Raw genomic sequence first — 26,955 nt, 5'->3', positions numbered from 1 at the left:
GCCTGGCGCAAGCTCGAAAGCCAGCCCTGGCGCATCATGTCCATCGGGCGTAGAGAATGGGCCAATGGGTTCTAATCAGTGAGGATGCGTATAAGTGCTCAAGCGGCCTGAACCGCGGCCTTCACCGGATGCTTACGCCATAACTAGTACCGGAGGCTGTGATCTCGAATAGCTCTGCTCCACAATGACAAAACGCACAGCCTGTGATAATGCGTGCCGCGCTGAAGCGCATGCCAAGAGAGAACACGAGTCGTTGGATAGCCATATGGAGCATTTACCTCTAATCAATCTCCTCGACTTTCCAAAGCTACGTACCGCAGAGTACATGTCGCCTTTTCGCTACCCTGGCGGGAAAACGTTTCTGACGGGCTATCTTGCAAGCATTTTGGATGAGATGCCACGGCGAAGGCAAAGGCATTATGTGGAGCCATTTTGTGGCGGAGCAGGAGCTGCAATCAGTCTATTGGCAAAGGGCTGCGTTTCAAAAATTCACTTGAATGATGCTGACCCACGAATTTTCTCGGCTTGGAAGGCCATCTTGCAAGAAAATGAAAGATTTCTTGATAAGATAGCGAAGACCCCCGTGTCAGTAGAGACTTTCTTGGGGATGAAAGACTTAGTAGTGAATGCCGGTCCTGGGTATTCCTTCGATGTCGGATTTGCTACGTTTTTTGTAAATCGAACGAGCCGTTCCGGAATAGTCTTGGGCTCTGGGCCAATCGGCGGATACGATCAAAGCGGTCGATGGAAGATAGATGCGAGGTATTACATCGACACTGTAATGCAACGCGTTCGGTGGCTTGGAGAGAACCGGCGGTCGATCAAAATATCCAACCTAGACGCTCTATCGTTCCTTAAGGATAAATCTACGACACTGGCTCCCGATCAAACATTGTACTTTGTCGATCCACCTTATGTAACTGCAGGCAGCAGGCTGTATCTCAATGCGATGACCGAGCAAAAACATAATGACCTGGCAATATTTCTGCAATCTGGCACTTGTGAAAAGTGGGTTCTCACGTACGATGATCATCCACTGATAAGGAGTCTATACTCCAAACGGAATATATACCACCTTAGCGTGAACTATAGCCTGAGAAGTGTTCGCAAGGAAATGGAAATACTAGTCAGGTAGTTGTAACGCCACTAAAGGGTGCGCATGTCGCGCTCCACTCCGGCAATCGAAACTTTAAGGGCTGCGGCTAGCGGACGGGCCTTTGAGATTAGCTGTTTGTCGATCATCCGTCTAAATCTCAGCAAGCCTGGATGCCACACACGGTTTGATGTTTCACCAATATTTCTATTGATAACATCCAGTGGGTAATACCTGCAGTTTTGATCTCTGCAGTTTTGCGCCTCCGCCAAGGTTGAGCGAAAAGGTATTGCTAGAACTCCAGATAGCTGTAAATTCGGTCTGTTAATAAAGAAGTTTCGAAACCTCTCCAATGAAGCCGCACCGATGATCTTGTTGCGTCTCGATGTTTTTTGTATTGTTGCTCCCAGTAAGTGGCAAACTGCGTTGGCGTTTACTTGACCGTAGAGCGTACTAATACCAAAAACATCAACGCCACCGTCGTTGACGCCAACTTGGTTTTCTTCAAGTTGATCAGACGTTCGAACTAGTCCCGAACCTACAAACGAAGCCATATTGCGAAGCTGCCGTAAGAAGCGAGTATGCCCTCGAGCTCTACCAGCCCACCACACGGCTCCCTCAATTTCAGCAGAAAGAGCATATGCGCTGATTATTTCGAAAAGTGGCTCGAACATCTTTGCGAAAGCTGTGCGATCAGCCGAGGACATTTGCGCTACATCATTGTCCTGCAAAGCGTCAAATATGCTCAATATGACGACCGCGACACCGATGGCTGTTAAATTCTCATCATCCTTTACTGTCACACTCGGAGATGATCCACCTGCAATCACGAATGGGTAAGCATCTCCGAAAGTGTCCCTGCGGCTCTCAAGTTCTCGTGTGATCGCGAAGCCAAGCTTCTCACTGGCCAAATTTTTAGCGCCTAACTCTTCAGCCTCCAAGTAATCCGCCTCGTCTTCCAGGTCGAAAGCTGCCGGATCGGCAATCAACTCCAATCGCAGCGCAGCCAAGTCTGGCTGAGCATCTTCTAGAAGACCAACTCCCGTTATTAGGGCAGACAATTCAAGGATATAAGCCGCAATATTTTGCTGCCCAAACGAATAAATCGGGGAAAACTCAATCTTCATTGAACGACTTCAGGGAGCTCAAAATTGTATTATAGGTGGATTTCAGACTGGAAGAACGATCAATAGCATCTAGAACTTGCCCTTCATCAAGCCTGCTTTGAACCTCCGATAGGTCGGTTAGCAGCGATTTCGCCTGCGACTCTGCTTTGATAAGACGGGACCTCCACGCATCCACGTCTAAGCCTGCTTTTGCCGCGGCGTGCTCTAATACGCCCCCCTTAATTAGTGTTTCTGTAGCGGCCTTGTGAGCGAGAACTTTTTGAAGTGTTGGGCGATCCGTTCCCTGTGCTTTGATAACTTGCGGAACATCTCGTCCACCAAAAAGCCAACCCATGAGATATTTGAGATTCTCATGCTTCTCCGGCGGTACCGGATCTTTTCGGACATTGTCCGCTTTTAATGGATCACTTCCCAAACCAAGAAAATCGCGCGTAGCGGGATTAGGCATCATTGTGTATAGATGCGAAAAATCGAAGGACTTTCCTTCGACCTGCTCAGAGTTAATAAATTCTAGTTCTATTGATTGTTGCAACACTTCAAAGCCCATAAGCATTCTGAGCATTGAGGTCGTGGTGTCTCCCAATGCATCTGTCGTTGCTTTAAGCGCTGAATCTGCTGATACCCTTTCGCCGATCAACCTCATAAACATATCACTGGCAAATTTAGCTTTCGCGAGTGATCCCCAACTCGCCGGGCCGTTTACATGCTTAAAACCGATGAATGCGTCAGCGTCCCGCCTACTTGGAACGAGAACGATTTCAATCTCTTCTAACTGCAGTCGCAACTCCGGAGAGATAATTGGTACGCGACCTTGAAGCTTCTTTTCTAGACGGCTCGGATCAAGCAGCGTCGTGATTGCAGCCAGTCTGCGGTTGCCTTCAATGACTATGTAATGTCCAGGAAGGTTGTCTGCCGAAATGCAAACCATTGGTTCCAGCTCAAGCCATCCCTGGGAAGTAATTGAGTCCCAAAGCTCCTTAAGATTGGCTCGCTCCACCAGAATACTAAGCGCCTGATCCGCCTCCGTTACGTCTTTCAGACCAAAGCGCGGATTATCAATGTCCAGAAGCAAAGCGCCCGTCTTGACGCGAATTCGCTCAAACTTTAGCTTCGAAGGCATCATATTTGCATTCCATTTCTTTGTAGGTCGGCTTTTGTCAAACACGAATCCGAAAAGCGCGGCGACTGCGTTAGCACCTTAGAATTGCTGTTTCGCTGATACCAAAGTCTATCCCAACCGCTTTCTTTCGCCGGGTTCGAAAATGTCGATCGAACAGCCGAGTATCGCGAGCACGTGCAGAATCTTTCCGATTTGCGCAGTCGGTTTTCCGGCTTCGATATCGACGATTAGTCGCACTCCAACCCCTGCGACGCCGGCAAGCTCGTCCTGCCGCAAGTTTTGTTCCTTGCGTATGCTGCGGACTAGGGCGCCAATGTCGGCTGGACTTCTGACTTGTTTCGCCATTTTTCTTTCCCGATCGGGAAAATAGCAACATATCAGCGCCATTGTCGAGTAAAATTGCCCGATCGGGAAAATCCCGGTGGAGCCGATGCGATACCGTGAACTTCGGCATATTTAGACTGAAAGCCGCGCTAATTGGTATTCGCAGCGATTTCGATCAAGCGCCATGGATGCCGGCTATATCATCGGGTTCCGATCCAGCTTCCCCCGATATGCCGGATGCCGATGCGACACGATCGCGTCAACCAGCGCTGGCGGTTTCGAGCCCGTCAGCAACAGCATCTTGCCGGTCTTCATTTCCAGTATCTGATCGGCGGTCATGAGCTTCTGCCGTTGCTCGGCGGTAGACGTCTGGCGGCTCTCGCCGAATTTGGCGGACGACTGCTTCGTTCGGGTCAACACCGTCTGATCGCCAAGGGCGTTTGCGGCCCAGTTGGCGGTTTCGAACTCGGCGCGGCCAAGGCCGAAAATGCGGGTGGTGACGCAGGAGCCGAGAATGCTGGCGGTGTCGCCTTTGCCGTAGACGCTTTCGATCTGGCCCTTGTCTTGGGTGATGAATAGCGCCTCGATGCCGCAGCCGGCGGCGACGTTGGCGATGTTGATCAGCTTTTCCATCCGGCCGAGGCGGACAAACTCGTCCAGCACCAGCAGCACATTCTTTTTTGGCTTCTTCGCGCCTTCAAGACGCACGGCCATACCAAGAATGATGTTTGTCAGCAGCCGGAGAAAGACGGCCTGGGCGTCAACCTGGTCGAGCGGCACGACCATGAAGAGGTCGGCGCGGCCCTCGAACAGGTTTTCGAGCGAGCATGTGGAGGTAGCGATGAAACTGCGCAGTTCGTCGGAACGCGCCCAATCGAATGCCTTCTTGATCGTCGTCTTGATCGCGCCGCGCTCATTCTCGCCGGCTGCAAGGAAGGTGGCAGCGGCGGCAGCCGGGCGGGTTCCGAATGTCTCCGGCGCTCCAGCCCATTCCGTCAGGGTCTTTTCAAAGCCTGCGGAAAACAGGAGGTCCATGACCGTGATCAGGTTGCGATCGGCTTCCGCGCGCCTGGTCATGACGACCTCGATCACGGCGGCAATCATGGATTTCGCCATTTCGGCAAAGTGCGCGCCGTTTCCGCCTTCCGGTCGAACAAGCCCCTCGGTAATGACTTCGATGTCGCGGACGAGGTGCGCTTGCCGGATATAGTCGAGCGGATTGAAACGGTCCTTGGATGGCTCGATGACGCCGAAGGGATTGAGAACCACGACCTGGCGGCCGAGCGACTGCCGAAAGCGGCGCGTCACGGCGAAGTTCTCGCCCTTGATGTCGAGGACCGCGACCGGCCCGTCATGGTCGATGATGGCGGGAATGACGACGGAAACACCTTTCCCGGCGCGCGTGCCGGCGATGGCGACGTGATGGCCGGCACGCCATCCGGTCTTCGGGTTGGGGCGGTAGCGCAGCATTGCGCCGCCGGAGAGACCGAGCGGCAAGCCCGTATCGTTGTGGCGGAGCTGGCGCAACTCCTGGCGATTCATCCATCGGGCGCGCCATGGGCCTTGTTTTGAAACCCGGCTAGACGAAGCGGGGGCGGCTATCGAGATCGCTCGCAGAATGAGGAACAGCGGCACAGGCAGGCCGATGGCGAGGCTGGTTTGCAAAGCAAGTTTCTGCGCTTCTGTGAAGCGGTCCCATGTCGATACCATGCCTCGGATGCTCTCGATTCCGGAATAGCCGGCATTTCGCCAAGCCTTAAAGCTGTCGAGCAGGACGCCGGCCGCAATGGTCGGGTCGGTAAGGGCGAGAGCAGACGCGGCAAGGAGGGCAGCCCCCACAGCTAAGCCCGACGCGCTGCGGATGCGGCCCTGGGTGTCTCCCGCCAACGTCAACAGCGCAAACCCGCAAAACATAACCAGGATGGCGGCGCGCGCGTTTTGGTAGATCGGTGGCCAGAACAACGGTGCGGTTTCCATCAGCAGGAAACCGGCGGCCACGATGGCAATGGAAAGGGCATAGCGGTAGGGCTGAATGATCAAATTCAGGGATCGAAACTCCAGACGGAAATGAGGATCAGTTACGGCCGCGACCGGGCGCGGGCGATCGGGCTGCTACGTCGGCGGCGCGACCGCCTCCAGCATCGTTTCGGCCTGCTCCAGCAGTGCGAACGCTTCCGCCAGCTCGGTCGAGGCCGTGTCGCTGGAAGGATTGCCGGAGGCGAGCCAGGCGCTCATGAAGGTAGCCTGTGACGCGATGAGCGATTTCAGCGATCCTTCCAAAGCCGCTTGCCGGTTTTCGATTATGTCGGTCGAGCGTTTCTCCAGCGCCTCGAACTGCGCGGTTCCGCTCTGCAAGGTGTTCATCAAAGTCTCGACGTAACCCAGCAATTCGCGCTCCAGCGGCGACAGGCTCTCGGTCATCGGTGGTCTGGTCGTTCCGGTCATCGGTCAATCTCCCTGGACGATCTTCAGGCATGGGGTTTTGCCGGTCCCTGCCTGACAGGTGATCAGCTGAAGGCGGTTGACGTCCCATGTCAGGACTTTGCCGCTGTTGGTCTGGTTGATCTGCAAGCCCATCTGCCAGAGGCTGGCGCTCTGGGCGCGGTCGATCATCAGGCCCGCCCAAAACCAACTGGCGGTGAAGCTCAGTAATGCCTGTACAGGTGTGGAAATATTTGCAACACTTCTTTGGGTTGCTTTTTAAATGGAGGGATTATGCTGGGGGCAGCACTTTATTATCCGCATATCGATATAAACGACCGAAAATGGATTCGTTCGGCAGTTTTGTTCTGGAATGAAATCAAAACCATTGTACCGCGCGCGGTAAAAAATCCGTATGAAAGTCGGGATTCAAATATTCTCTACAAAGAGGGTTTTCTTGAGCCATTGAGATGCGATTTGCATCCAGATCTCCTCGATACACTGGGAAAGCGTGTTGTTGGACTAATCGACTCGGGCTTTTTTAGAAACGACCTTGACTCCGACGGAATGGGCTCAGATCCAAATGCACGAGCGCTCATGCACGCTGATAAGATAGGAATGAGTATCCGTGATCAATTCAGGCAAGCCCGGATACATCCGGAGAAGCTGTCTCCAGAAATGAGAAGTCTTGCGATAAGGGCAGGATTGGCAGCCATGCACCCTGAAAAGCTGTCTCCCGAATTGCAGGATATGTTCGATGATCTCCAGTATGGGATGATCCATCCTCAAAAAATGTCGCCGTATCTCCTTGATAGAATGCGCCGTGCAGGCCGCAATTACCACAATGACGGTGAATGGCTATTGGTTGATGGACGTTTCGCTGAGGTATACATGTCTGCGCTTGCTGCACTTTTAGCCAAAGAAACTGATCTCGCAGCTCTAACGAACGAAGAGCCATCTATGGGCGTAAACCTTAATAGTATGCTCGATGATGTTAAGCCGTCGACTCAGTCAGACAAAAAAGGCGCGCTTGTTTCGTTAGTTATGGAAGCAATTCGCGTAGATCCTGACGTCCGTATTGACAAGCTTCTGGCATTTCGGCGTTCGCGTGAAACGCAGCTAGCTGAGCTTTCGGCGCAATTCGAAGATTTATCAGCAAAGATAACAAACTGTGAAACTGATAGGGAGTTAGAAGAGCGCGCTAGGGACGCCTATGTCACCAGAATACGGCCAAAGCTCGAAGCGTTGAAGGGAGAATTGAGCGACAGTTCAATCCAATCTGTTTGGGATGGAACCCAACGTGCGGTTACTATTTCGGTTCCAGCTGGAGGTGCGCTTGCCTATTTCTCTGGTCTGACTGGAACAACCTTGTTAGCGGCGGGTGCTGCGATTGCTATTACTGATGTCGCAGTGAGAACCCATCTGGCGCGCAGTAAGGCGCGTCGAGCATCGCCGTACACATATCTGCTTGATGTCGAGAAAAAATTCTCTGCTTCAAGGTATGCGTAACTCGAGATTCTGTGCATCGGGTTACCAATGAGAATGGCTTGCTTCGATTTTCCAGAGGCTCACCGACATCGTGAACTGCTCAAGGGTGTCCGACAACGCCCGCTCGACGGCGCGCACCAGCTCCGGGTCCACCTTGGGAACCGGACGGCGGCGGCGCGCCTCGGTGAGGCCGAGCGCTTCCCGCATCAGCGTGGCGAAGGGCAGACCGGCCCGCGCTGCGCGTGCGGTCAGCGCCTGCTTTTCCGATGCCGTGCAGCGGAAAACCACGACGGCATTGAGTTCGCCTTTGGGCGATCGCCGCGTGCTCTTGGTGGGGTTTGAAGGGGAGGCTTCCCTCCCCTCACAAGGCTCCCTGTCGGACGGCTCGCCGTATGACAGGGGTCGCCTTGCTCCCTTCAAATCGCCGTCCGTCATGAGGCCCTCCGAAGGTTGGTTTGTCGGGCGGTTTCTTGGGCGATGTGATCACGGCGACTGCTGAAGAAAGCGATCCAATCCAGCGCATTCGGGCTTGTCTCGTCCGGTGGCCAATAGCTGGGCAAGGCATAGCCGGGCTTTCCGGTTTTCACCGTCCGCATGCCCAAGGCATCGATCGAGGGAAAGCCGTGACGTCGCAACCAGGTGCGCCATTGCTCGACCTGATCCACCTTGGTCTCGGCCACGAAAACGAGCGGGACGGCTCGCCGCGTCTCGACGCGCGGCGGGGCGTCCTCGCGCGGGTTAGGTTTATATATTTTTTCTTTCTCTAAGTTTGGTGGACATATTTGTCCCCCTTCGCTGGACACATCTGACCGCCTTTCCGGACGATTTTGACCGCCTTTGTCAGGGTAAAGGGTGACAACTTTGTCCGTCTTTTCGCGGGCGTCCGATGCGCGTAAAATCGATGCTGCTGAGGGACGATATTCTGTGTTGTGCCCGACGCCATTTCCGCGCTGGACCTCGAACCATCCTTTGACCTCAAGTTCACGGACGGCGCGCTGAATGGTCTTGACGCTCTTGCCGGTCGCGTCGGCAATCGTTTGATAGGACGGCCACGCCTTCTCGGTGTGGCCGTTCAAATGCGTGGTGATGATATAGAGCGCCACGGACCGCGCGCTGTCGCTCAAATCCTTGTCGCAGCTCAACTGCTGAAGCCATTGCAGCTTCACGTCCCGAAATGGCCGCGCCCCGCTCATGCGCGCCTCCCTGGCCGCGATACGACCAGGAAAGAGGGGTCGGAAATGGCCGGAAAAAGTGGGATGGCGGCTTTCTTAAGCCATTGATTTTTATGACGCGGGGTTTTCGTCCCACACGGGGTTAAGCGGCTGATTTTCTTGGAATTCAGCAGGCCCTCCGGGTCCACCAATCGCCACAAGTAATTGATTTTAAACGAGAATTTTCAATGTAGCTCGCCGCGAACTTCCGGAATTTTGACACCTAAAACCGGAAAAATGAAATTTGTAAAAATTGGCCCGGTTAGACCTGCTCCCGCAAAAAGCCGGATTGTGAGGCGCAGCAGCCAGAAGCTCTTCTGCAAAATTTAGACGCATAAGGTTGCGGATGAGAGGAACTCCGCGAGCCAGGCCGCGTACGCCGTGTGGCACGAAGGTGATCATTTATGAATTTTTGTACAGCCCCATCCAATCTTCACGTTTTACACTCGCCTTTCTATCCACAGTGACATACGTTTCGGAAAACGAACAAAAAGGGAATCGGAAGCGAATGCTGAACCGCAACACCGACGCTCCGTCGCCTTCAGACGATTTTACGAACTTTATCTCGGGCCGAAAGTTCGCGACCATTATGGCTGATCCGCCATGGCAGTTTATGAACAGGACCGGCAAAGTTGCTCCAGAGCACAAGCGTCTCAATCGCTATGGCACCATGGAACTTGATGCTATCAAAGCCCTTCCTGTCGCAACCGCTTGTGCACCCACAGCGCATCTTTACCTTTGGGTCCCTAACGCGCTCCTGCCTGAAGGCTTGGAAGTGATGAAAGCATGGGGCTTCAATTACAAGGCCAATATCGTGTGGCACAAACTCCGCAAGGACGGCGGTTCCGATGGTCGTGGCGTAGGCTTTTACTTCCGCAACGTTACGGAACTGATTCTGTTTGGAACGCGGGGAAAGAACGCTCGAACGCTGCCTCCAGGCCGGTCTCAGGTAAACTATATCGGCACCAGAAAACGCGAACATTCCCGCAAGCCAGATGAACAGTATCCGCTGATCGAAAGCTGCTCACCGGGACCTTATCTGGAAATGTTCGGGCGCGGCCTTCGCAAAGGGTGGACCACCTGGGGTAATCAGGCCGACGAAACGTATGAGCCCACATGGAAGACATATGGGCACAACTCCAGCACAGATCGATTGGAAGCGGCTGAATAAGTTATCCGGAGGAGACGATTCCTTTTTCTACCATCGTCTCCTCTGCGTCTGCAATTTCCGCTAGATTGATGTTTTCATTAAAAGTGACGATAGATGCCGGAAGCCCGATTAGAACCAGCGGGCAAGGATTTCCCACACCGCGACGAACACGGTCCTCAAGCTTAGCCCAATGGGTGGTCGCCGCTCCATACTTGTCCGAGACAAAGTGTGTGGCCCATGCTTCTTCATAGGACACGCCAGCTTTCAGCCGACGTTCCACTTCTTTTTTCTGACGAGCTGTTCTGGCCATACCAAATGCCTCAACCGCTTCGTGTGAGTTCAAGCCTTTTTCAACAGCGAACCGGTGCACCATCTCGCGCATCTGATCCTGCATTGTGGTGCCACGAGTTATTATAATGCCGACCGAAATAGCCCCGTCTGCATGAAGACGCTTAAAATTTTCAAGATCGCGGTCATAAAAAGGATCTTTGTTGTTCCATTCGATTTCACAAGCGATCACACCTGCAGGGAATTTTTTGACGTGATCAATTTCGTGCGAAATCGCTTCACGCGCTACTCCGTTGATCCGTTTTTCGACGACGAAATTCAGCTTTTTCCAACCCACATCGGCCAAGCCGTTTCTCAACCGCTGAGTTCCCTGGGTCTCGCCACCGCCAGAGCCTATTATTTCTTCAATTGGGATAGACAGGGCGCCAACAACTGCCTCAAGTTCGGTAACTGCATCGGGAAAATCGACGCTGAGGATAGCTTCCGCATGCGAATGAATTTCAACCTGAAAACCTCTGTCTATTAACTTTTGAAACATTGCCAACCCTGAAAACGATTCGTTACTTCATGGTAGCATAAGCTGCCTGACTAGACCTATCGTAGAGTAGCATACTTGGTCTCGCCCAAGAGGCGCGGGCGTAAAGTTCTCCATAATATTCCCGGTGATCAGAATGGAAGTTAAAAGGTTCAGCATCCATTAAGCTGACGTTAGCCATTCCAAAATTTCTGCCTGCAAACACTCACCTCCAGTAAATCAACTCTCGTGCCTCCGTCCCCTTCCCGCCAGAAACCGAGTAAGCCAACTCTGCCCCCTCAACCGGAAACCCCGCGAATATCTCCCTCACCTCCGGTCGGTCGTTTATCGACAGGATAAACCGTCCTTGAAGGGTCTTTAAACGCCTCGCAAGAACCTCAAACTGATCCCGCCCAAACAGCGCCTTCCCATAATCATCCTCACACCCGAAGTAAGGCGGATCGAGATAGAACAGCACGCCAGGACGGTCGTAGCGGTTGATGAAGGCCAGCAGTCGAGGTTCTCAATGATGACACCGGCCAGACGTTCGTGGACGTCTTCAAGCAGAGGTGCAAGGCGTGTCAGGTTGAACCGGACGCGTGGTTATTCGGAGCGATCCGCAACACCGGGGGGTGGCAACGCCAGTCTCGTGAGCCTGCATTGAATGGACGGCCCGGCGGACGTGTTCAGCAAGAGCGCGTCCGGTGAATAAAGGTTCACCGGACGCGCTCCAAGCTTCTGTGTTTGTGGATTTCTGTACGGAAAAGTGGTTTTGCTTTTCCTGAAATTCCCTACTGCATAATTCCTTAAATCGGAATCGGTTTAAGGTGAAAATTATGCAGCAGATTTAAAGTGTTACAGCGCCGTGCGTTTGATAAAACGCACGGCGCTGTAATGCACCTCGCGGGTACTTGCCTCAAGCGGCTTGGTTTAACGTGCGAAGGGGCAGCCCGGTCTGTTCCAGAATACGATCTGGTCATAGCCACCATAACGCCAACCGCCTACCACAACCCGGCGCGGCGTCACGCGCTCGATATTGGCGCGGCGCAGGCCCTGCCAGCGCGCCTTTTCCATGGCCCTGCCGGGATTGCAGAAACCTTCGATAACCATGTCCCGGCCACGCGGGGGGCGTCCGTCCCAATAGCGGCGCGGCGGCTCGTAGCGCGGCGGCGGCGGTGGCGGGTCGTAGCGCTGCCAGCGAGGCGGCGGGCCGTAGCGATAATCGTCATCGCCCCAGGCTTGAACCAGTTGCGGCTCATCCGAGCCGATCGAAAAGCCGATATTGACATCTCCCGCCCGCGCGGGAGCCAGCCCGCTGCCCAGAAGGCTCAGGCCAGCCAGGCCAATCAAAGCTGCTTTTGCCAACATGCCTGTCATTGCGTTTCTCCTTGAACGACCTCCCGCTTTGCATGTTTCCGGGCGAAAACCGGTTTCCACCTGATCACGAAAGAGCTTCGAGCACCTGCTGCCAGCAGGCCTTTACGCTCCTGCCGCGAAAGCCACGCACAGCGAACAAGGCAAATCTAGGCGGCCAAGCCTGAACGCAGTCGGAACCCGGTATTCAGCCAGCATTCACCGATTTCAACCCTGAACAGCAAAGGAATAAGAAAATCTATCCGCATGACATGAAAAGCGGCATTGGAGGAACGATCAAAAAGTCGGATTGATAGGCAACTGGAGCGCGTACGGTGAACAAAGGTTCACCGGACGCGCTAACTGTCTGTTTTCCCGCATTTACAGACGGAAAACCGCGACAGCACTTTTCCTGGATCCCCTGGCTAACGAGCCTCAAGCTGCCGCGGACAGGGGCGAAATCTCGCCCGAAATGTAGAGCGTGATCCTGCGGACATTTTCCGCCTGATCCTTTTTGGAGAGCGTCAAGGTCCAGTTTGTGAAAGGGGTAGGCTTGAAGAGGAGCTGGGCAAAGCGGGTATAGGTGCCTGCGCTCACATCGATATTTCCGGAAGCATCGTAGTGAATCATCTGGTTCCACGGCTCTCCGGAAAAGGACAGCACAGCGCCATTTACCCTGCGGTCCTGATAGGTGCCATCCGTTTGAATGGTCATCTTTCGTGAGAGTATGCGCTGATCGTTATCGCCGAAAAGCTCGATTTCCATCTGGTCGATGCGGATCCGGCAAAAATCGACGAGATCGGGATGCCCCGTATCGACGTGAAACACGAGGGTGTTTGCATCCTGATGATTGGCATCGGTCAAGGGAATGGAGATGGCAACACGGTGTGCGGCTTGCGGCACCGGCTTGAGCAGTTCTATTGCCAACTGATAACCGGACAGCAAGGATGCGGCCGCAACGAATTCCGCCACGGCTTCATCCATGCGGGGCAAATCCGGCAGGTTGCGTTCCTCGGCAAGCGAGAAATAGCAAATGGCCTGCCGATAGTGGCGCAGCTCCACAAGTGTTGCCCGCTTCGTATCGAGGAGGCGCGAAAATGCCTGATGCTTCAGATCCTGGATAAGCTGTAGATGTGCCTTCTTTTCTGCAAACGTCTTTTCAACGATTTCCTCTGCATTCTTCGCCGAAGCCAAATGCAGTTCGGCAAGAACGAGTTCATTTTCAGCCTGCGTAAGCGCCAGCCGCGTGTTGCTGACGGCCCGCGCACCGATCACCATCTGGCGCATTGCCGTTTCGAACTCCCGGCTCCCGCCTATAGGTGCCAGAGAAGACTGCGTGGTTTTGAAAACAACATCCATGCCGGCAATGAACAAATCCCAGACATGCGCGCCACCCGTCACGATATCCAGGCCTTCAAGCGGGCCAACGGTTATGGTTTTGCTCAGAGCCGTGTTCATGGAGGTCATCGTTTCAGACGCCATTTTATGAAGCGCTTTGGCCGTGTCTTCAATCTTCATGAGGGCACGCACATTGCGAATGATCTCTGCGACCGGCCCTACAGTACCGGAAATGGCCTTCCCTGCCTTTTCCAGCGTATCCATCGACTTCTGTTTTTCAGCCTTTTCATCCGTGGACCCGTCGTCATCATCCGTCGAACTGTCATCCTTGTCCTTATCGTCGGAAGGGTCGGTCTTGTCTTTTGCAAGGGCTGAAACCGAAAGCGATGCGAGCTTGCCGGCTTCCACGGCGAAGCTGAAAATATTCTTGACCAGCATGAGAGCTTCCATGGTCTCTGCCTGGGTTTTCCAGATTTCGATGCCCGCCTCAAAGTTGTTGGAGGCTTTAATAAATGCCAGCCGAAGCGTACGCACTTGCAGGAGGGCAGCTCCATTTGCTTCATCGGCGCGCTGATAGCTCAGATGCGCCCGCTCGCGTGTTCTTTTGCAGAGATCCGTTTCATTTGCCTTGAGTTCAATGGCCTCACGGGCACGGGCAAGCCAGTCTCCGTCATTTTCCGCCAGACTGTCCAGATGTTGGAAAGAATTCCATTGTGCCTGCATCACCGTGATTCTGGCAGCGGCAGCCTCTGCATAAACCGTGAAGTCACCCGTTGGCACCGGGGCGGTTTGCCCGCTTTGTTGCACGAGAGTGGTCAATTCGGTCCTCGCCTGGGCGGCCATCATGCGCGATGCCTTATCAGCATCGGCAAGCTCGCCAACCCAGCGCAACTGCGCAATCGCCAGTTCCGGCGAAAGCGTTGCAGCCATGATGGCAGATTGGAATATGGACGAAAGGCACCCGTGCAGGGTTTCACCAGGATGTAGAAACTCTCTGGCCAACCCGATGATTTGCGATTCCCGGTCCCAATCCCCAAAGGTGACGGAAGCGTCTTCACCGATGGCGATCTCCCGAATGGCATCGGATTTCACAAGCGGAATATTCGTGACGGCAGGCTTGGAAGGATCGGCGATGCTGACCGCAGACAAGGAACCACTTCCCCCCAGGGAATGGCAAAACAGCATCAGAAAATTGGCCCGCTCTTTGGGGTTGGCCACAGGCGCACCAGGCTCGATTGCAAGGCAGCGCCCACCATTCACCTGCACATGGCGGGAAAAAATCCACAGAGGCTGCGAGATGGTCAGGTCGCAATCGATGATGAAACTATCGCAGGCAATGAGAAAAATGTCGGAAAAACGGGAGCCGAACGGCTTCAGCCTGGCGTCAATCTCGCTTGCCTTGATGGTAAGTCCGCGAATCTTGCCATATTCGCTAAAGTCTTCATATCCACTCAGGCCCCAGCTTTTGATCTGCGTATTCGTAATGTCAAATGCAGTTTCGGTCATTATTGCAACCTCGCACGGCAAAGCAGACGCGCATGGGATGTTTTCCATGCGCGGCCTGCCCTGAATATTTTGTTGTTCATTCAATTCGAAGAGGCGCCGTCGCGGCATGGAACGTTTCCAGGACCGGTAGAAACCGGTTTTTCATTTGGAAATGTCACGCCGATGCCGCAGAGGCGCCGAGGCGCCGAGGCGAAATCATGCCTTGGCTGCAATCTCGCCCTTCACCTTATCGAGGAAGTCGCTCAACTTCATGTCCTCGGCGTTCACCGAAATGAAAGGCTTGTCGGTCATGGCGTCGATAACCGGGCGAATTTCCTGCCAACGGCGATTTGCGGAATTGACCAGAGTGCGGACGGCAACAATGACCTGGAGCTTTACGGTTTGGTCTATATCGTTTTGCAGCATTGTTCTGCCAATCAACGACAAAATGGCGTTCAGCCCGGTGGAGGTGCCTTCCCACGCATTTTGAACGGCTTTGGTTTTGTCGATCGCCACCCCCAGATGCTTGTTGACCTGAGCCAGACTGTCATGCGCCAGTTTTGCAACGCTGCGCGTCGTCAGGGCAAGCATCAGCGATTCGCTCGCGGTTTTGATGTCGGCTTCCAGTTTTTCGATCGTCGCCAGCATATCGGTGGCTTTCTTGCCATAAATGCCCGCGACGATGGCCGCCGCCCACAAGCCGATGGGTGGGCATATGATCCAGCCATAGGTGGGGGTGGTGGCCGCAATCTTCACATCCTCTTCATATTCACGACGATCCGCGGCCAGCTTGTCCAGCATATTCAGAAGCGAACCATCGGTACCCTTGTCGCCCTGAAGCTTTTTGACAGTTTCTTCGGATGATGCGTCATCCTTGTCTACCGCATCGGACACCCGTTTCACGTCGCCGCTGATTTCAACGAGCTTCGCGGAATAGGTCAAAAGATCGACCTTAACCTTCGAGGCAAGCTTTGCGCCAGCGTCTGCCCGCTCCTTCATTTCCTGAAGCAATACAATGGCTGCCTGGCAACTGTCTTCATCCGGCATCGGAGCGTTGTTGCCAGACCCGAGCAGGTCCAGAACGGCCGCCATCAGACTTTCGTCACCGGAAGCATCCTTGCTGAAATCCTTTAGGGTCGAACCAAGATCGGTCACGTCCTTGAACACGGTGTTTATGAAATAATGGCTGTTTTGCCCCAGCTTGGCATAGGTCTGGTGCATCGCGTTGAACCAGCTATAGTCGCATTTATCGTTAGGACCGATAGCCAGGAGCGCCTTCAGCGAATCCGAATCCTGCGGCAGTTTGAGACCGTAGTAGGAAAATATCTGCAAATAGGTCCAGTTCTGGCGAAGCGTGGCTTCTCCCGTCTCCTTACCACGGAGATAGGTTTCAAAATCATCCACAGCGCTGCTGATTTTATTCAGAACTTCGGAAGGATTCGTGTTTTCGTTGCCCATAATATCGTACCTTTTTGGATTTTTACTTTTTTATTTATCGATTAGCAATATATTATGAATAATATTCATATTTTTTACTTCAAAATAAGTGAGAATTGCTAAACGATATACATTATGTTATTCTATTTTCGCATTTATGCTTCGAAACAATGTCACGTAGACAGATTTTAATCTATAGTCCAATTTTGGGCACGTCGAATGCATCCCCGCATTTTGAGGACCGGGTTACGGGGGATAGTCCTGAAAGATGAAATCCGGTTTGCCGGTGGCGTGCCGTGGTTGAGGCGGTCCCATGCTCTTGCCTGAAGCGTCAGCAAGGATGACGGGCACGCGGGCCAGCCATGGGAGAAATCTGCGCTTTCGCCAGGCATAACCGGGGGCCCTTTGCTTTGCCTCTTCGGTGGAGTGATGTTTCATACCAAGGGTCATTGAAGATGACTTTTGGTATTCCCTTTTCGAATATATCAAACCCTGACGCAGTTGAGATATTCGAAACCCTTCAAGACTGAGGATGCGTGACCATCTTCGAGCCCTGGCATCAGCCGGTCGAGGCGTGCTTTATCGCATGGGAAGAAAGAAAATCCCGGAGGGCATCAAAAGGCGTTGGCCGGCCGTAGAGATAGCCCTGATGACGGCGGCAGCCGGCAGATATAAGCCATTCCGCCTGCCTTTCGGTTTCTATGCCTTCAGCCACGACATCGATATGCAACGCGCGGGCCATATCCAGCACGGCACGCACGATCGCCTGCTCCACATGCCCGTCACCTATGCGGGCAATAAGGCTTCGGTCCAGCTTCAACCACTGGATGGGCAGGCGGCTGAGCGAGGCGATATTGGAATAGCCGGTGCCGAAATCATCCAGCGCGATCCGAACGCCAAGCCTTGTCAGCTCATCGATCTCGCGGGTTGCGCGGGTCAGATCGGTCATGATGACATCCTCGGTGATTTCCACCACCAGCGCCTTTGGCGGAAAGCCGGTTTCCTGCAAAAGAAGCTGGATCAGCGCGGCAAAACCGCCCGCACGGAACTGGCTGGGCGAGGCATTGACCGAGAGATAGGAGAGCTTGCCAGCCGAAATCAGCGGCCCGATTTCGCGGCACGCCTGCCGGAAAAGGCTGATGAACATCGCGCCAAGCAATTTGCGCTCTTCCGCCAGGGGCAGAAAAAGTGATGGCAGAACCACGCCGCGCAGCGGGTGGTTCCAGCGCGCCAGCACTTCCACGCCCTTGGGCGTGCGGCCCGCCCCCTCCACGATTGGCTGATACCACGGCACGATCTCGCCCCGATCCAGCGCCAGCACCAGTTCCAGCTCCAGCAGGCGGCGCTCTTCCGCCTCGTCGCGCAGATCATCGTTGAAGGCGGTGGCCGTGGCGCGCCCCGCCTTTTTTGAGGCAAACAGCGCCATATCGGCATGTCGCATGAGTTCCGCAGAGGAATTTGCATGATCCGGCAGGCTGGCATGTCCGACCGAAACGGCAATGGAAAGGCTGCGTGCGCCAAAGGCGTAAGGCTGCTTCAGCGTCTCCACAATGGATTTTGCAAGCGCCTTTTCCTGCTCTTCCGTCGCCAGATCAATGCACACCACGGCAAATTCATCACCGCCCAGCCGGGCGGCAAGGCCGTTATGCGAAAGGCAGGAAAGCCGCCTGGCCACCTCCGTCAATGCCGCATCGCCCGCCTCATGGCCATGCGCATCGTTGATATGTTTGAAATCATCCACATCCACCAGAAACACGCTGACGCGGCCAGACCGTGCCCAGACACGGGAGCAGGCGACAGAGAGGAAATCATTGAAATTTCGGCGATTGGCAAGACCGGTCAATTGATCCTGCCGCGCCAGCGCCACGGCGCGTTCGCGCTCGGCCACCAGTTCCTGCGTTCGCTCTTCCACGCGCTGCTCCAGCGCGCTTGCCAGCAGGGCAAGCTCATGATTGGCCAGATAAAGCTGGCGTGAACGCTCTTCCAGCAAGGTCTCTGCCTGCGCACGGGCCCTGCGCTCCCGCTCCAGCCGTCGCAGCAGCCTGTCCATCTGGCCTTGACCGGATTCATCTGTCTTCATCGCAGCTTACCCGACCATCTTGACAGAAAGAGTGCTCGATTGCGCATCTTCCGCAATTACCGTCACACTGACCGGCTTGCCGAAATGCGCCGCAGCGCCATGAATAAGACCAACCGCCAGATCCTCCATGTGCCGGGCCGAGGTGTAGCGAAGGGTAAGGACGTCCCCTGTTCGTTCAAGCGTGGTGAAGCGCGGCAGTTCCGCATCCGGGTAAAGCTTCAGCACTTCGACGTGAATATGATTGTCCACGCTTTCGAGAAAATCGAAAAGACCGCCCGCCCCTGCGAAAAAGGCAGGAAACAGCGTGGCAAAACGTCCGGCCAGATGCTGGCCAAAGCAGAAAAGCAAATCCTGCGGCGATCGTTCGGTGCGGGCGGAAAGCTCAGAAACAAGACGAACCATCTCCGCATGGTCATAGGTTCCCACAGAGGTGTAAGCGCCGCCACTTGGAAGATCCGAAGCCTCTATCAGGTCATCGGCCAGATCTTCGTTCCACATGTCGCCGACGAATTGTAGAAACTCCGTAAAAACAATACCCTTCATCCGCACCCCCACAGCGCATGGCAAGCTGTGAGGCAAGCCCGGTGCCTCAACAGCCCTTCTGGCGAGAATGAGCACAAGCCGGACGGCTTTCAAGCTTACCACGCCAGAGACAGCGGCAGTTTAGCCCGCAAATCTTAGCATATTCTTCTTAGCGGGTCTTTTTCATAACTATATTAAAGCATTAATTAAAATATATATATCCCGACACAAACGGAATCTCCATGCGCTTTAAACTTTTGTTTTCTCCCATTTTCAGACGAAAACCCGTGACGACGCTTTTCTCGGGACAATGCTCTAATTCATCGGCAGGCGACGCCCTTGCCATGCGGTGCGGGGAATTTCAGCGCCAATCTGGAAGCTGAAGGCGGTGATCGTGCTGGTTTTATCATCCGTTTCGCAGCGATAGCTGATGTCGAACCAGCGGCCCCGGCTGCGATAGGCGGCACCCTGCACATCCATCAACCGCGCACTGATGGCTTCGCGGGTGGAAGGGGACGAGGCAATGACATCCGGAAAGGCGCCGGATACGGAGCGGCGGATCTGCTCCAGCATTTCAATGCTGCAAATCTGCACGATGCGCCGCTGCGGCGGCAACTTGCCCAAGGCTGCGCGCACATGCGGGTCCGAAAGCAGGTCTTTTGAATAGACGCGCCTTGCCGGTTTTAAAACCGGCACTTTCTGCCCGCCCGCCTCAGGGGCAGGCTTGGCCTGCGCAACGGCAGCGGCGGGTCCGCCAGGCTCGGCCACGGTCATGCGTTGTTCCATGACAATGCCGCCGCCGGTTTGCACCGTTTTGGGCGAAGCCGCAGCCTCTGCGGGCAGCTTTGCCTCCGGCGGTTTCACATCCTGCGGCAAGGCTGGCGCGGCCGACGGGTTTTGCCGGTCCGGCAAACCGCTGGCCGCCTGACCTTTCGCGCCAGCCTCCGGACCAGCATCACCCGGCTTTTCGGCTTCACTCGCGGACGGGACCGGCGCCTCGTCGCTTTTTTGCGCTTGTTCGTCCCGTGGCGCGGACTCAAAACCCTGCGGAGCGGCGTTTGCAGCGGCAGCAGCGTCACTGGGTCTGAGCTTTTCCGAGGGCGCCTTTTCCGGGACCTGCTTCGCGCTGGCGGGCTTTGCCGCCTCTGCCTTCCGCTCCGGCGGCTTTTCTGCGGATTTTAGATCGAAATTCACCTTCGGTTCAGGCTTTTTCGGCTCAGGCTTTTTCGGCTCAGGTGGCGGCTCCAGCGAAACCGAAATGCTCTCATCCTTCGCCACATCCTCGGCAGGCTTGGGCAAATGAATGAGAAGCGGCAGCACAAACACCCCGTGCAGAAAAAGCGAAGCGGCAAGCCCCCTCATGAACCATGCCCGCCGCCGGGGCGGCAATTGTGCCAGATCAGCCATGCTCTGATCCTTACACTGAGGTCCGCACCGCGACAAAGCGAAATCGCCACTTCGCACAGGGGCGTTTGATCGGCTGGTCCAATATTTTTTCCATATAACTAAAATCAGAAATAATTCTCTCAGGCTTTTCTCAAAATTGCCCGGCACAGTGGCAATCACAGAGGCAAACACCTCTTCCATCCGGCAGAGCCATGAGGGCGCTCTGCCAGCTGCCAGCACCGACGCATGACGCCGAGGCCATGGCATCAGGCATTTTCAGGGAACGTGGGTTCACCATGAAAATGCGTCAGGAGATCGTGATGACCAGTGTCAGCGCCACCAGCGCCTCTTCCACCTCGTCGGTAAGCCGTACACCACCACCGCCGCCACCGAAGGAGCCGCCACCTCCCCCGCCGCCACCGCCGCCGTCGGTTGAAACCAGCTCTGCGGCCGATGTGCCCTCCTCCATTGCCGAGCTTTCGCTCTACAATGCCGGGAGCGACAGCTCCAGCAGCGCAACGACCGATAGCAGCACTGCCGCAAAAGCCTATACGGACGCCGTTCAGATCTGAAACAGACTCGATCTGGCTCGAGAAAGTGCTCATATGAAAAACCCGGCGTCTCCGCCGGGTTTTTTGTTGCAGGTAAAGATCAGCTATCCAGGAAGCTGCGCAGCTTGCGCGAGCGGCTGGGATGCTTGAGCTTGCGCAGGGCCTTGGCCTCGATCTGGCGAATACGTTCGCGCGTCACCGAGAACTGCTGCCCCACTTCTTCCAGCGTGTGGTCGGTATTCATGCCGATGCCGAAGCGCATACGCAGAACGCGCTCCTCACGCGGCGTCAGCGAAGCCAGAACGCGGGTGGTGGTTTCGCGCAGGTTTGCCTGAATGGCGGCATCGATGGGCAGAAGCGCGTTCTTGTCCTCGATGAAGTCGCCGAGATGCGAATCTTCTTCGTCGCCCACCGGGGTTTCGAGCGAGATCGGCTCCTTGGCGATTTTCAGAACCTTGCGCACCTTTTCCAGCGGCATGGCCAGCTTTTCGGCCAGCTCTTCCGGCGTCGGCTCGCGGCCAATTTCATGCAGCATCTGGCGCGATGTGCGAACGATCTTGTTGATCGTTTCGATCATATGCACCGGAATACGGATGGTGCGCGCCTGATCCGCGATCGAGCGGGTAATCGCCTGACGAATCCACCATGTCGCATAGGTCGAGAATTTGTATCCGCGACGATATTCGAACTTATCGACCGCCTTCATCAACCCGATATTGCCTTCCTGGATCAGGTCCAGGAACTGAAGACCACGATTGGTGTATTTCTTGGCGATGGAGATGACGAGACGCAGATTGGCCTCGACCATTTCCTTCTTGGCAATGCGCGCCTCGCGCTCACCCTTCTGCACCATGGAAACGATGCGGCGGAATTCCGTGATGGAAATGCCGGTTTCAGTGGCGAGATTCTGGATTTCCTGGCGGATTTCCCGAATGCGGCTGTTTTCCTCGCGGGCAAAATCCTTCCAGCCGCGACCGGCCAGATTGGCGATGGACTTCATCCAGTTCGGATCGAGTTCGGCACCCTGATATTGCGTCAGGAAGTCGTCGCGCTTGACGCCATAGCTTTCCGCCAGACGCAGCAGGCGGCCTTCATTCTGCATGAGGCGCTTGGAAATGTCGTAAAGCTGCTCGACCAGCGCGTCGATGCGGTTCTGATTGAGCGACAGCGACTTCACCGCCGTGATCAACTGATCCTTCAGCTCCTTGTAGCGGCGCTCCTGGCCGGAAGACAGCGTACCGGCACAGGCAAGACGTGCCTCCACCTGCTGGTCCTGCAACTTGCGCAGCTTCTTGTAGGTATCGGCAATGAGGTCCAGCGTTTCCATGACCTGTGGGCGCAGTTCCGCTTCCATGGCGGCCAGCGACAGGTTGGATTCGTCCTCGTCCTCTTCCTCTTCTTCCGGCATGGGCATGTCGCCGACATCGGTAATGTCGTCTTCGCCCACGGGCGCGCGGCCACGGCGGCTTGCCCTTTCCTTTTCCTTTTCCTCGGCGGCCTTACGGTCCGCCTCGATCTTTTCCGGGCTCTGGAACTGCGGCGCAGCCTTGGCCTCGGGGCCGGAATAGGTGGTTTCGAGATCGATGATCTCGCGCAGGAGCGTGGTGCCCTCGTTCAGTTCATCACGCCAGATGATGAGCGCCTGGAAGGTCAGCGGGCTTTCGCACAGGCCCGCAATCATGGTTTCGCGGCCAGCCTCGATGCGCTTGGCAATGGCGATTTCGCCCTCGCGCGACAAAAGCTCCACCGAGCCCATTTCGCGCAGATACATGCGCACGGGGTCGTCGGTGCGGTCGGTCGGCTCCTTGCGCTTGGTGGTGGCCACGGCGGTGCTGCCGGTGGTGGCCAGTTCGCCGCCCTCGCTGTCGCCGTCTTCCTCGGCCTCGCCCTCTTCGCTCGCCTGTTCCTCGGCGTCCTCGTCCTCGATGACGTTGATGCCCATGTCGGACAGCATGGCCATGGTGTCCTCGATCTGCTCGGAGGTCACTTCCTCCGAAGGCAGAACCGAGTTCAGCTCGTCCATCGTGACATAGCCGCGCTTCTTGGCGGCTTTTATCATCTTTTTGACGGCGTCATCGGAAAGATCGAGAAGCGGACCGTCCGAAGCGCCATCGCGTTCGTTATCGGCTTCTTCGTTTTCTTTGACCTTGGTTGCCATGTATCTCGTCGCTTTCTCTGGCGCTTCCATTTTCCGCTGCCGATCAGACCGAGGGCGGGCCCGCCCCGATCCGCCGGCTGCGAATCACTGCTGATGAGATTGATCGCTTTTATCCGCCCTGGCGGCCAAAAACGCAAAATCGATGCCGCCTTGACAATCCGCTGGGAAAACCGCGGCGCACCTCATCTCGAATTGCTTTAACGGAGTGATGTTTAATTCCCGATTAACCACGATGGCTCCCGCCGAGTGCGGCACTTGTCACACAAACAGAGAACGAGACCGAAGAGCAAGCGCCCGGCCACCTTCCTCACCCATTTTTGCTTGAAATCGTGATTCCCACAATTTCCGCCCGCGTCAAGCGTTAAAAGGATAAATACCCTGTTGAAATCGCGGAAAAGCGATTTCCTTGCGTCAAAACTCCGATAACTGGTGAGTATTTAGGAAATTTCCGCTTCGAAACAAGGGGAGCGGAAAAAGGTTCCCCAAGCTTGGGGGCGTCAGTGGCCCTGCCCATAGGCCGGCCCCTTCACCCGGCCCGACATCACACCGAAACCGTCGATGATCGCCTCCTGGTTTTCCATGCGCACAATTTCGGTCTGCACCTCCCGCAGCACGGCCATGGCGCTATCGTGTCGCTCGGCATCGCCCGCTTCCACGGCTTCGCCCATTTCCCGTTCCAGCTCGGCTTTCTGCCGTTTCAGCGCCTTGGTGCGCTTGTGCAGGGAAAGCGCCTGACGATAGCCTTCCCGCGCATCCTCGAAAGCGGCCACGGTTGTGGCCGTCCACAGGCGGGCATTGCGGATCTGCTGGTCCAGCGCCTTCAAAAGCTCGCCGAAACCGGCCACCTCCAGCCGCTGTAAAAGCTCCTCACGGTCCATCTGCGCGCCCGCCTCCGCCACCGCCGTCAACAGGGCAGGCCACAGGCGCTGAAGCTCGCGATTGTCGAAATCGATCACCGAGATTTCATCGTAATCCTCCTGCAACAATTGCGGATGATTGACGATGGTCAGCGCCAGAACGCTCTCCCGCAGGGTCGGTTGCACGGCCTGGCGGTTGACGAGCCCTGATCGCGCCAGCCGGTCGGAAATGGGCGGTGCGCCGCGAGGCCCCGCCTGCGCGCCGCCCCGCTCGAATTTGCCGCGCCCGCCGCCGCGCTCGAAATTGCCGCGGGCGGGACGCTGCGGCGCCTGCCCCTGAAAAAACGCATAAAGCCGGTCGCGCACATTCTGCTGGTAATGGCGGCGCACATTTTCATCGGCAATGACCGTGACGATCTGCTTCAGCCGCGCCTCAAGCTCGGCGCGCTGTTCCGGGGTGGTAAAGCCGCCCTGCCCCACTTCCTTTGCCCAGACCATGTCATCGAGCGTGCGCGATTGCGCCATCACCCGGTCGAAGGGCTCACGCCCCTCATGCTTCACCAGATCGTCGGGGTCCTTGCCATCCGGCAGCATGGCAAAGCGCACCGTCTTGCCCGGCTTGAGATGCGGCAGCGCAAGCTCCACCGCACGGAACGCCGCCCGCTGGCCCGCCCCGTCGCCATCGAAACACAATACCGGCTGCGGCGTCACCTTCCACATCAGGTCGAGCTGGTTTTCCGTCAGGGCGGTGCCCAGTGGCGCCACGGCATTTTCAATGCCGGCCTGATGGAGCGCGATGACATCCATATAGCCTTCCACCGCAATCAGCGTGGCGGCGCCGTTCGCCCCCTGCAAGGCGCGCCGCGCGCGGGCGAAATTATAAAGCACCTGACCTTTGTGAAAGAGTTCGGTTTCATTGGAATTGAGATATTTGGCCGGAGCATCGGCGGCCATGGCGCGGCCGCCAAAGGCAATCACCTTGTCGCGGCTGCTGAGAATGGGAAACATGATCCGGTCGCGAAAACGGTCGTAGGAAACGGGAATGTCAGGTCCATGCACCACGAGGCCGCAGGCTTCGATCTGCTCCTTCGGCACACCCTTGCCCGCCAGATATTCCTTCAGCACATTGCGCCCTTCCGGCGCATAACCAAGGCGAAATGTCTCGATAGTGCGGCCGGAAAGCCCCCGCTCGCGCAGATAGGCCCGCGCCTTGGCCCCGCCCGATGCCTGCAACTGATCCTGGAAAAACTGCGTGGCCATTTCCATGACGTCGATCAGGCCCATGCGCTCGCGGTCGCGCTCTACGGCCCGTGGATCGACCTTCGGCATGGCAACGCCCGCCATATCCGCAATCTTCTCCACCGCTTCGGGAAAGCTCAGACCTTCGAGATCGGTGAGAAAGCGGAAATGATCGCCGGAAACGCCGCAACCGAAACAATGATAACGGCCCTTGCGGTCCTCGCAGTGAAAGGACGGGCTCTTTTCGCCATGAAAGGGGCAGCAGGCCCAGTAATCCCCGCGCGAGACATTGGTTTTCTTGCGATCCCATGCCACGCGCGCGCCGACCACGGCCGAAATCGGCACGCGGTCGCGTATCTCGTCGAGGAAATCGTTGGAAAAGCGCATGAGCGAACCTTAGGATTTATGAGAGTTATATAGAACTCAGCCTCGCATCGCGCCATGGCCTTTCTGTTTTTCGAGATTGAATCCACACATTGACATGACATACAATTGTATATACAAAATGAGCAACAGGTTTGAAACAGGCAAGATTACAACCCGAACCAATCACGGTCATTCTCAGGAATGGGACTATGACAAGTTTTTTCAGAACGACCGTGAGAAACAGAAATGCAGCCAGCAGTAGAGTTCAGGCAATTCGAGTGGGATGAAAACAAGCGGAACATCAATCTGAATAAACATGGCATTGATTTCGTTCGCGCAGCGGCAGCACTTCAACGTCCACATATAAGATTTGAGTCGCACAAAAATGGAGACGCTCGCATTCTGGCAATTTGCCCCGATACCCTGAAGCTGATCGCCGTTGTTTACACAATGCGTGGCGAGACTTGCAGGATCATATCGGCCAGAGCCGCACGCGAAAATGAACAAAAAGCATATCGTCAAATATTCGGCTGAGGACATTCAAGAAAAAATTGGCCAAGGTGAAGATTTCACCGATTGGCAGCGCGTGAATGCGTTAAGCGACGCCGATATAGAGCGCGCGATGCGCGACGATCCCGATTGGCAGGAGTTTATCGACATCGACTGGTCAAAGGCGGAAATGGTCTATCCCAAAAAGAAGAAGGCTATTTCGATACGTCTTGATGACGATATTGTCGATTACTTTCAGTCATCCGGCAAGGGCTACCAGACCCGCATTAATGCAGTCCTTCGCCATTTTCTTAACGAGCAGAAGCGGCTCACGAAGTAGCCGCCTCCTGCCCGAAATTTTCACTTCGTCAGCAATTCCTTGACCGTGCCGGAGGCCTTGGCGAAATCCATCTGGCCTGCGAAACGCTCCTTGAGCGCCGCCATGACCTTGCCCATGTCGCGCACGCCTTCGGCGTTGATCTCGGCGATGATGGCGGCAATGGCGTCGCGCACTTTTTCATCGCTCATCTGCTCGGGCATGAAGGTCTTGATGATGGCCGCTTCCTCGCGCTCCTGGGCGGCGAGTTCGGGGCGGCCGTTTTCCTCGTAGATCTTTGCCGATTCGTCGCGCTGCTTCACCAGCTTGGCGAAAAGCTGCAACACATCCTCGTCGCTTGCTTCGCCCTTGCCCTCGCCGCGATTGGCAATGTCGCGATCCTTGATGGCCGATTGCATCAGGCGGATGGTGGAAAGCCTGCGGCTATCCTTGGCTTTCATGGCCTCCTTCAGGGCTGCGGTCAGGGTTTCGCGTAGCATGTCTTTCTCCTTGCCCTGTAAAACGGGCGAAAATAAACGAGTCTGCCGGTAAATAGCCAGCGTTCCGGCCCCTTGCAATGGCCGTGGCCTGCAAAGGCAGGGCAGAAATGCAGGAAAAGCCTGCCGGAACAATTGACCCGGC

Annotated in this window: 24 protein-coding genes and 1 pseudogene; 6 read left to right on the top strand and 19 right to left on the bottom strand. The window is 55.5% G+C overall.

Translation table 11 applies throughout. The features are described from left to right. Positions 1-265: 265 nt before the first annotated feature. Positions 266-1,135 carry a DNA adenine methylase gene (locus T424_RS0114395; RefSeq protein ID WP_245269569.1) on the top strand — a complete coding sequence of 290 codons (870 nt, stop codon included), beginning with the start codon at positions 266-268 and terminating at the stop codon, positions 1,133-1,135. A gap of 11 nt (positions 1,136-1,146) precedes the next feature. Here the strand turns inward: T424_RS0114395 and T424_RS0114390 are convergent, their stop codons facing one another. The 6 genes from T424_RS0114390 to T424_RS22600 form a co-directional block, all read right to left on the bottom strand. Beyond that, positions 1,147-2,220: a hypothetical protein gene (locus T424_RS0114390; RefSeq protein ID WP_027488358.1), complete on the bottom strand. Its 1,074-nt coding sequence runs from the start codon at positions 2,218-2,220 to the stop codon at positions 1,147-1,149. After that, entirely contained in the window at positions 2,210-3,343 is a 1,134-nt protein-coding gene (locus T424_RS0114385) for a hypothetical protein (protein ID WP_154664924.1), read from the bottom strand. The genes T424_RS0114390 and T424_RS0114385 overlap by 11 nt, the downstream gene beginning before the upstream one ends. Positions 3,344-3,448: 105 nt before the next feature. Then, positions 3,449-3,685, bottom strand: a complete 237-nt coding sequence (locus T424_RS0114380) for a helix-turn-helix domain-containing protein (RefSeq protein WP_027488356.1) — start codon at positions 3,683-3,685, stop codon at positions 3,449-3,451. A gap of 174 nt (positions 3,686-3,859) precedes the next feature. Beyond that, positions 3,860-5,704, bottom strand: a complete 1,845-nt coding sequence (locus T424_RS0114375) for a type IV secretory system conjugative DNA transfer family protein (RefSeq protein WP_245269566.1) — start codon at positions 5,702-5,704, stop codon at positions 3,860-3,862. Positions 5,705-5,776: 72 nt separating this feature from the next. Beyond that, positions 5,777-6,109 (bottom strand): hypothetical protein, encoded by a 333-nt coding sequence (locus tag T424_RS22605; RefSeq protein ID WP_154664923.1) that lies wholly within the window; start codon positions 6,107-6,109, stop codon positions 5,777-5,779. Between the two features lie 3 nt (positions 6,110-6,112). Next, positions 6,113-6,277 carry a hypothetical protein gene (locus T424_RS22600; protein ID WP_154664922.1) on the bottom strand — a complete coding sequence of 55 codons (165 nt, stop codon included), beginning with the start codon at positions 6,275-6,277 and terminating at the stop codon, positions 6,113-6,115. Between the two features lie 102 nt (positions 6,278-6,379). Here T424_RS22600 and T424_RS0114360 point away from each other — a divergent pair, with 102 nt between their 5' ends. Further along, positions 6,380-7,594 (top strand): DUF6236 family protein, encoded by a 1,215-nt coding sequence (locus T424_RS0114360; protein WP_027488353.1) that lies wholly within the window; start codon positions 6,380-6,382, stop codon positions 7,592-7,594. Positions 7,595-7,615: 21 nt separating this feature from the next. On the opposite strand, the gene T424_RS22965 is transcribed toward T424_RS0114360, so the two are convergent. Further along, entirely contained in the window at positions 7,616-8,008 is a 393-nt protein-coding gene (locus T424_RS22965) for a plasmid mobilization protein (protein WP_210164397.1), read from the bottom strand. Continuing rightward, a complete protein-coding gene (locus T424_RS0114350) occupies positions 8,005-8,766 on the bottom strand; it encodes a helix-turn-helix domain-containing protein (RefSeq protein WP_027488352.1) in 762 nt (253 codons plus the stop codon). Before T424_RS0114350 ends, T424_RS22965 begins: the two co-directional genes overlap by 4 nt. 526 nt (positions 8,767-9,292) lie before the next feature. On the opposite strand from T424_RS0114350, the gene T424_RS0114345 reads away from it, so the two are divergent. Further along, entirely contained in the window at positions 9,293-9,955 is a 663-nt protein-coding gene (locus tag T424_RS0114345; RefSeq protein ID WP_027488351.1) for an MT-A70 family methyltransferase, read from the top strand. A 1-nt stretch (position 9,956) separates the two neighbouring features. Here the strand turns inward: T424_RS0114345 and T424_RS0114340 are convergent, their stop codons facing one another. From T424_RS0114340 to T424_RS0114300, 8 genes and pseudogenes are all read right to left on the bottom strand, one after another. Continuing rightward, positions 9,957-10,760, bottom strand: coding sequence for a BglII/BstYI family type II restriction endonuclease (locus T424_RS0114340; protein WP_027488350.1), 804 nt, complete (start codon positions 10,758-10,760; stop codon positions 9,957-9,959). Positions 10,761-10,962: 202 nt separating this feature from the next. Then, positions 10,963-11,330 (bottom strand): annotated as a pseudogene (locus T424_RS23085) (DNA adenine methylase); the annotation flags it as partial. Positions 11,331-11,666: 336 nt separating this feature from the next. Continuing rightward, complete coding sequence (locus T424_RS21800) at positions 11,667-12,113, bottom strand: hypothetical protein (protein WP_051558993.1); 447 nt, start codon at positions 12,111-12,113, stop codon at positions 11,667-11,669. A gap of 411 nt (positions 12,114-12,524) precedes the next feature. Next, the gene (locus tag T424_RS0114325; protein ID WP_154664921.1) at positions 12,525-14,933 is read right to left on the bottom strand and encodes a hypothetical protein; all 2,409 of its coding nucleotides are present in this window, start codon (positions 14,931-14,933) and stop codon (positions 12,525-12,527) included. Between the two features lie 195 nt (positions 14,934-15,128). After that, the gene (locus T424_RS0114320) at positions 15,129-16,316 is read right to left on the bottom strand and encodes a hypothetical protein (protein ID WP_154664920.1); all 1,188 of its coding nucleotides are present in this window, start codon (positions 16,314-16,316) and stop codon (positions 15,129-15,131) included. A 592-nt stretch (positions 16,317-16,908) separates the two neighbouring features. Next, the gene (locus tag T424_RS21045) at positions 16,909-18,429 is read right to left on the bottom strand and encodes a putative bifunctional diguanylate cyclase/phosphodiesterase (protein ID WP_051558992.1); all 1,521 of its coding nucleotides are present in this window, start codon (positions 18,427-18,429) and stop codon (positions 16,909-16,911) included. A 6-nt stretch (positions 18,430-18,435) separates the two neighbouring features. Then, positions 18,436-18,972: a heme NO-binding domain-containing protein gene (locus tag T424_RS21040; RefSeq protein ID WP_037067747.1), complete on the bottom strand. Its 537-nt coding sequence runs from the start codon at positions 18,970-18,972 to the stop codon at positions 18,436-18,438. Between the two features lie 294 nt (positions 18,973-19,266). Continuing rightward, the gene (locus tag T424_RS0114300) at positions 19,267-20,358 is read right to left on the bottom strand and encodes a DUF930 domain-containing protein (protein WP_027488345.1); all 1,092 of its coding nucleotides are present in this window, start codon (positions 20,356-20,358) and stop codon (positions 19,267-19,269) included. Positions 20,359-20,657: 299 nt separating this feature from the next. Here T424_RS0114300 and T424_RS22190 point away from each other — a divergent pair, with 299 nt between their 5' ends. Further along, positions 20,658-20,909, top strand: coding sequence for a hypothetical protein (locus T424_RS22190; RefSeq protein WP_154664919.1), 252 nt, complete (start codon positions 20,658-20,660; stop codon positions 20,907-20,909). 79 nt (positions 20,910-20,988) lie between these two features. Here the strand turns inward: T424_RS22190 and rpoD are convergent, their stop codons facing one another. Both rpoD and dnaG read right to left on the bottom strand, forming a co-directional pair. After that, entirely contained in the window at positions 20,989-23,046 is a 2,058-nt protein-coding gene (gene rpoD / locus T424_RS0114285) for an RNA polymerase sigma factor RpoD (RefSeq protein ID WP_027488344.1), read from the bottom strand. A gap of 497 nt (positions 23,047-23,543) precedes the next feature. Further along, positions 23,544-25,529 (bottom strand): DNA primase, encoded by a 1,986-nt coding sequence (gene dnaG, locus T424_RS0114275; RefSeq protein ID WP_027488343.1) that lies wholly within the window; start codon positions 25,527-25,529, stop codon positions 23,544-23,546. A 225-nt stretch (positions 25,530-25,754) separates the two neighbouring features. Between dnaG and T424_RS22185 the strand changes: the two genes are divergently transcribed. Beyond that, a complete protein-coding gene (locus tag T424_RS22185) occupies positions 25,755-26,042 on the top strand; it encodes a BrnT family toxin (RefSeq protein ID WP_084268511.1) in 288 nt (95 codons plus the stop codon). Further along, complete coding sequence (locus T424_RS0114270) at positions 26,008-26,337, top strand: BrnA antitoxin family protein (protein WP_027488342.1); 330 nt, start codon at positions 26,008-26,010, stop codon at positions 26,335-26,337. Before T424_RS22185 ends, T424_RS0114270 begins: the two co-directional genes overlap by 35 nt. A gap of 20 nt (positions 26,338-26,357) precedes the next feature. On the opposite strand, the gene T424_RS0114265 is transcribed toward T424_RS0114270, so the two are convergent. Then, positions 26,358-26,813, bottom strand: coding sequence for a GatB/YqeY domain-containing protein (locus tag T424_RS0114265; RefSeq protein WP_027488341.1), 456 nt, complete (start codon positions 26,811-26,813; stop codon positions 26,358-26,360). Positions 26,814-26,955 lie beyond the last annotated feature (142 nt).

Origin of the sequence: Allorhizobium undicola ORS 992 = ATCC 700741 (assembly GCF_000621665.1) — a bacterium.
GTDB lineage: Bacteria > Pseudomonadota > Alphaproteobacteria > Rhizobiales > Rhizobiaceae > Allorhizobium > Allorhizobium undicola.
Note: the sequence above shows the minus strand (reverse complement) of the source record. Positions and strands in the feature narration are given on the sequence as shown.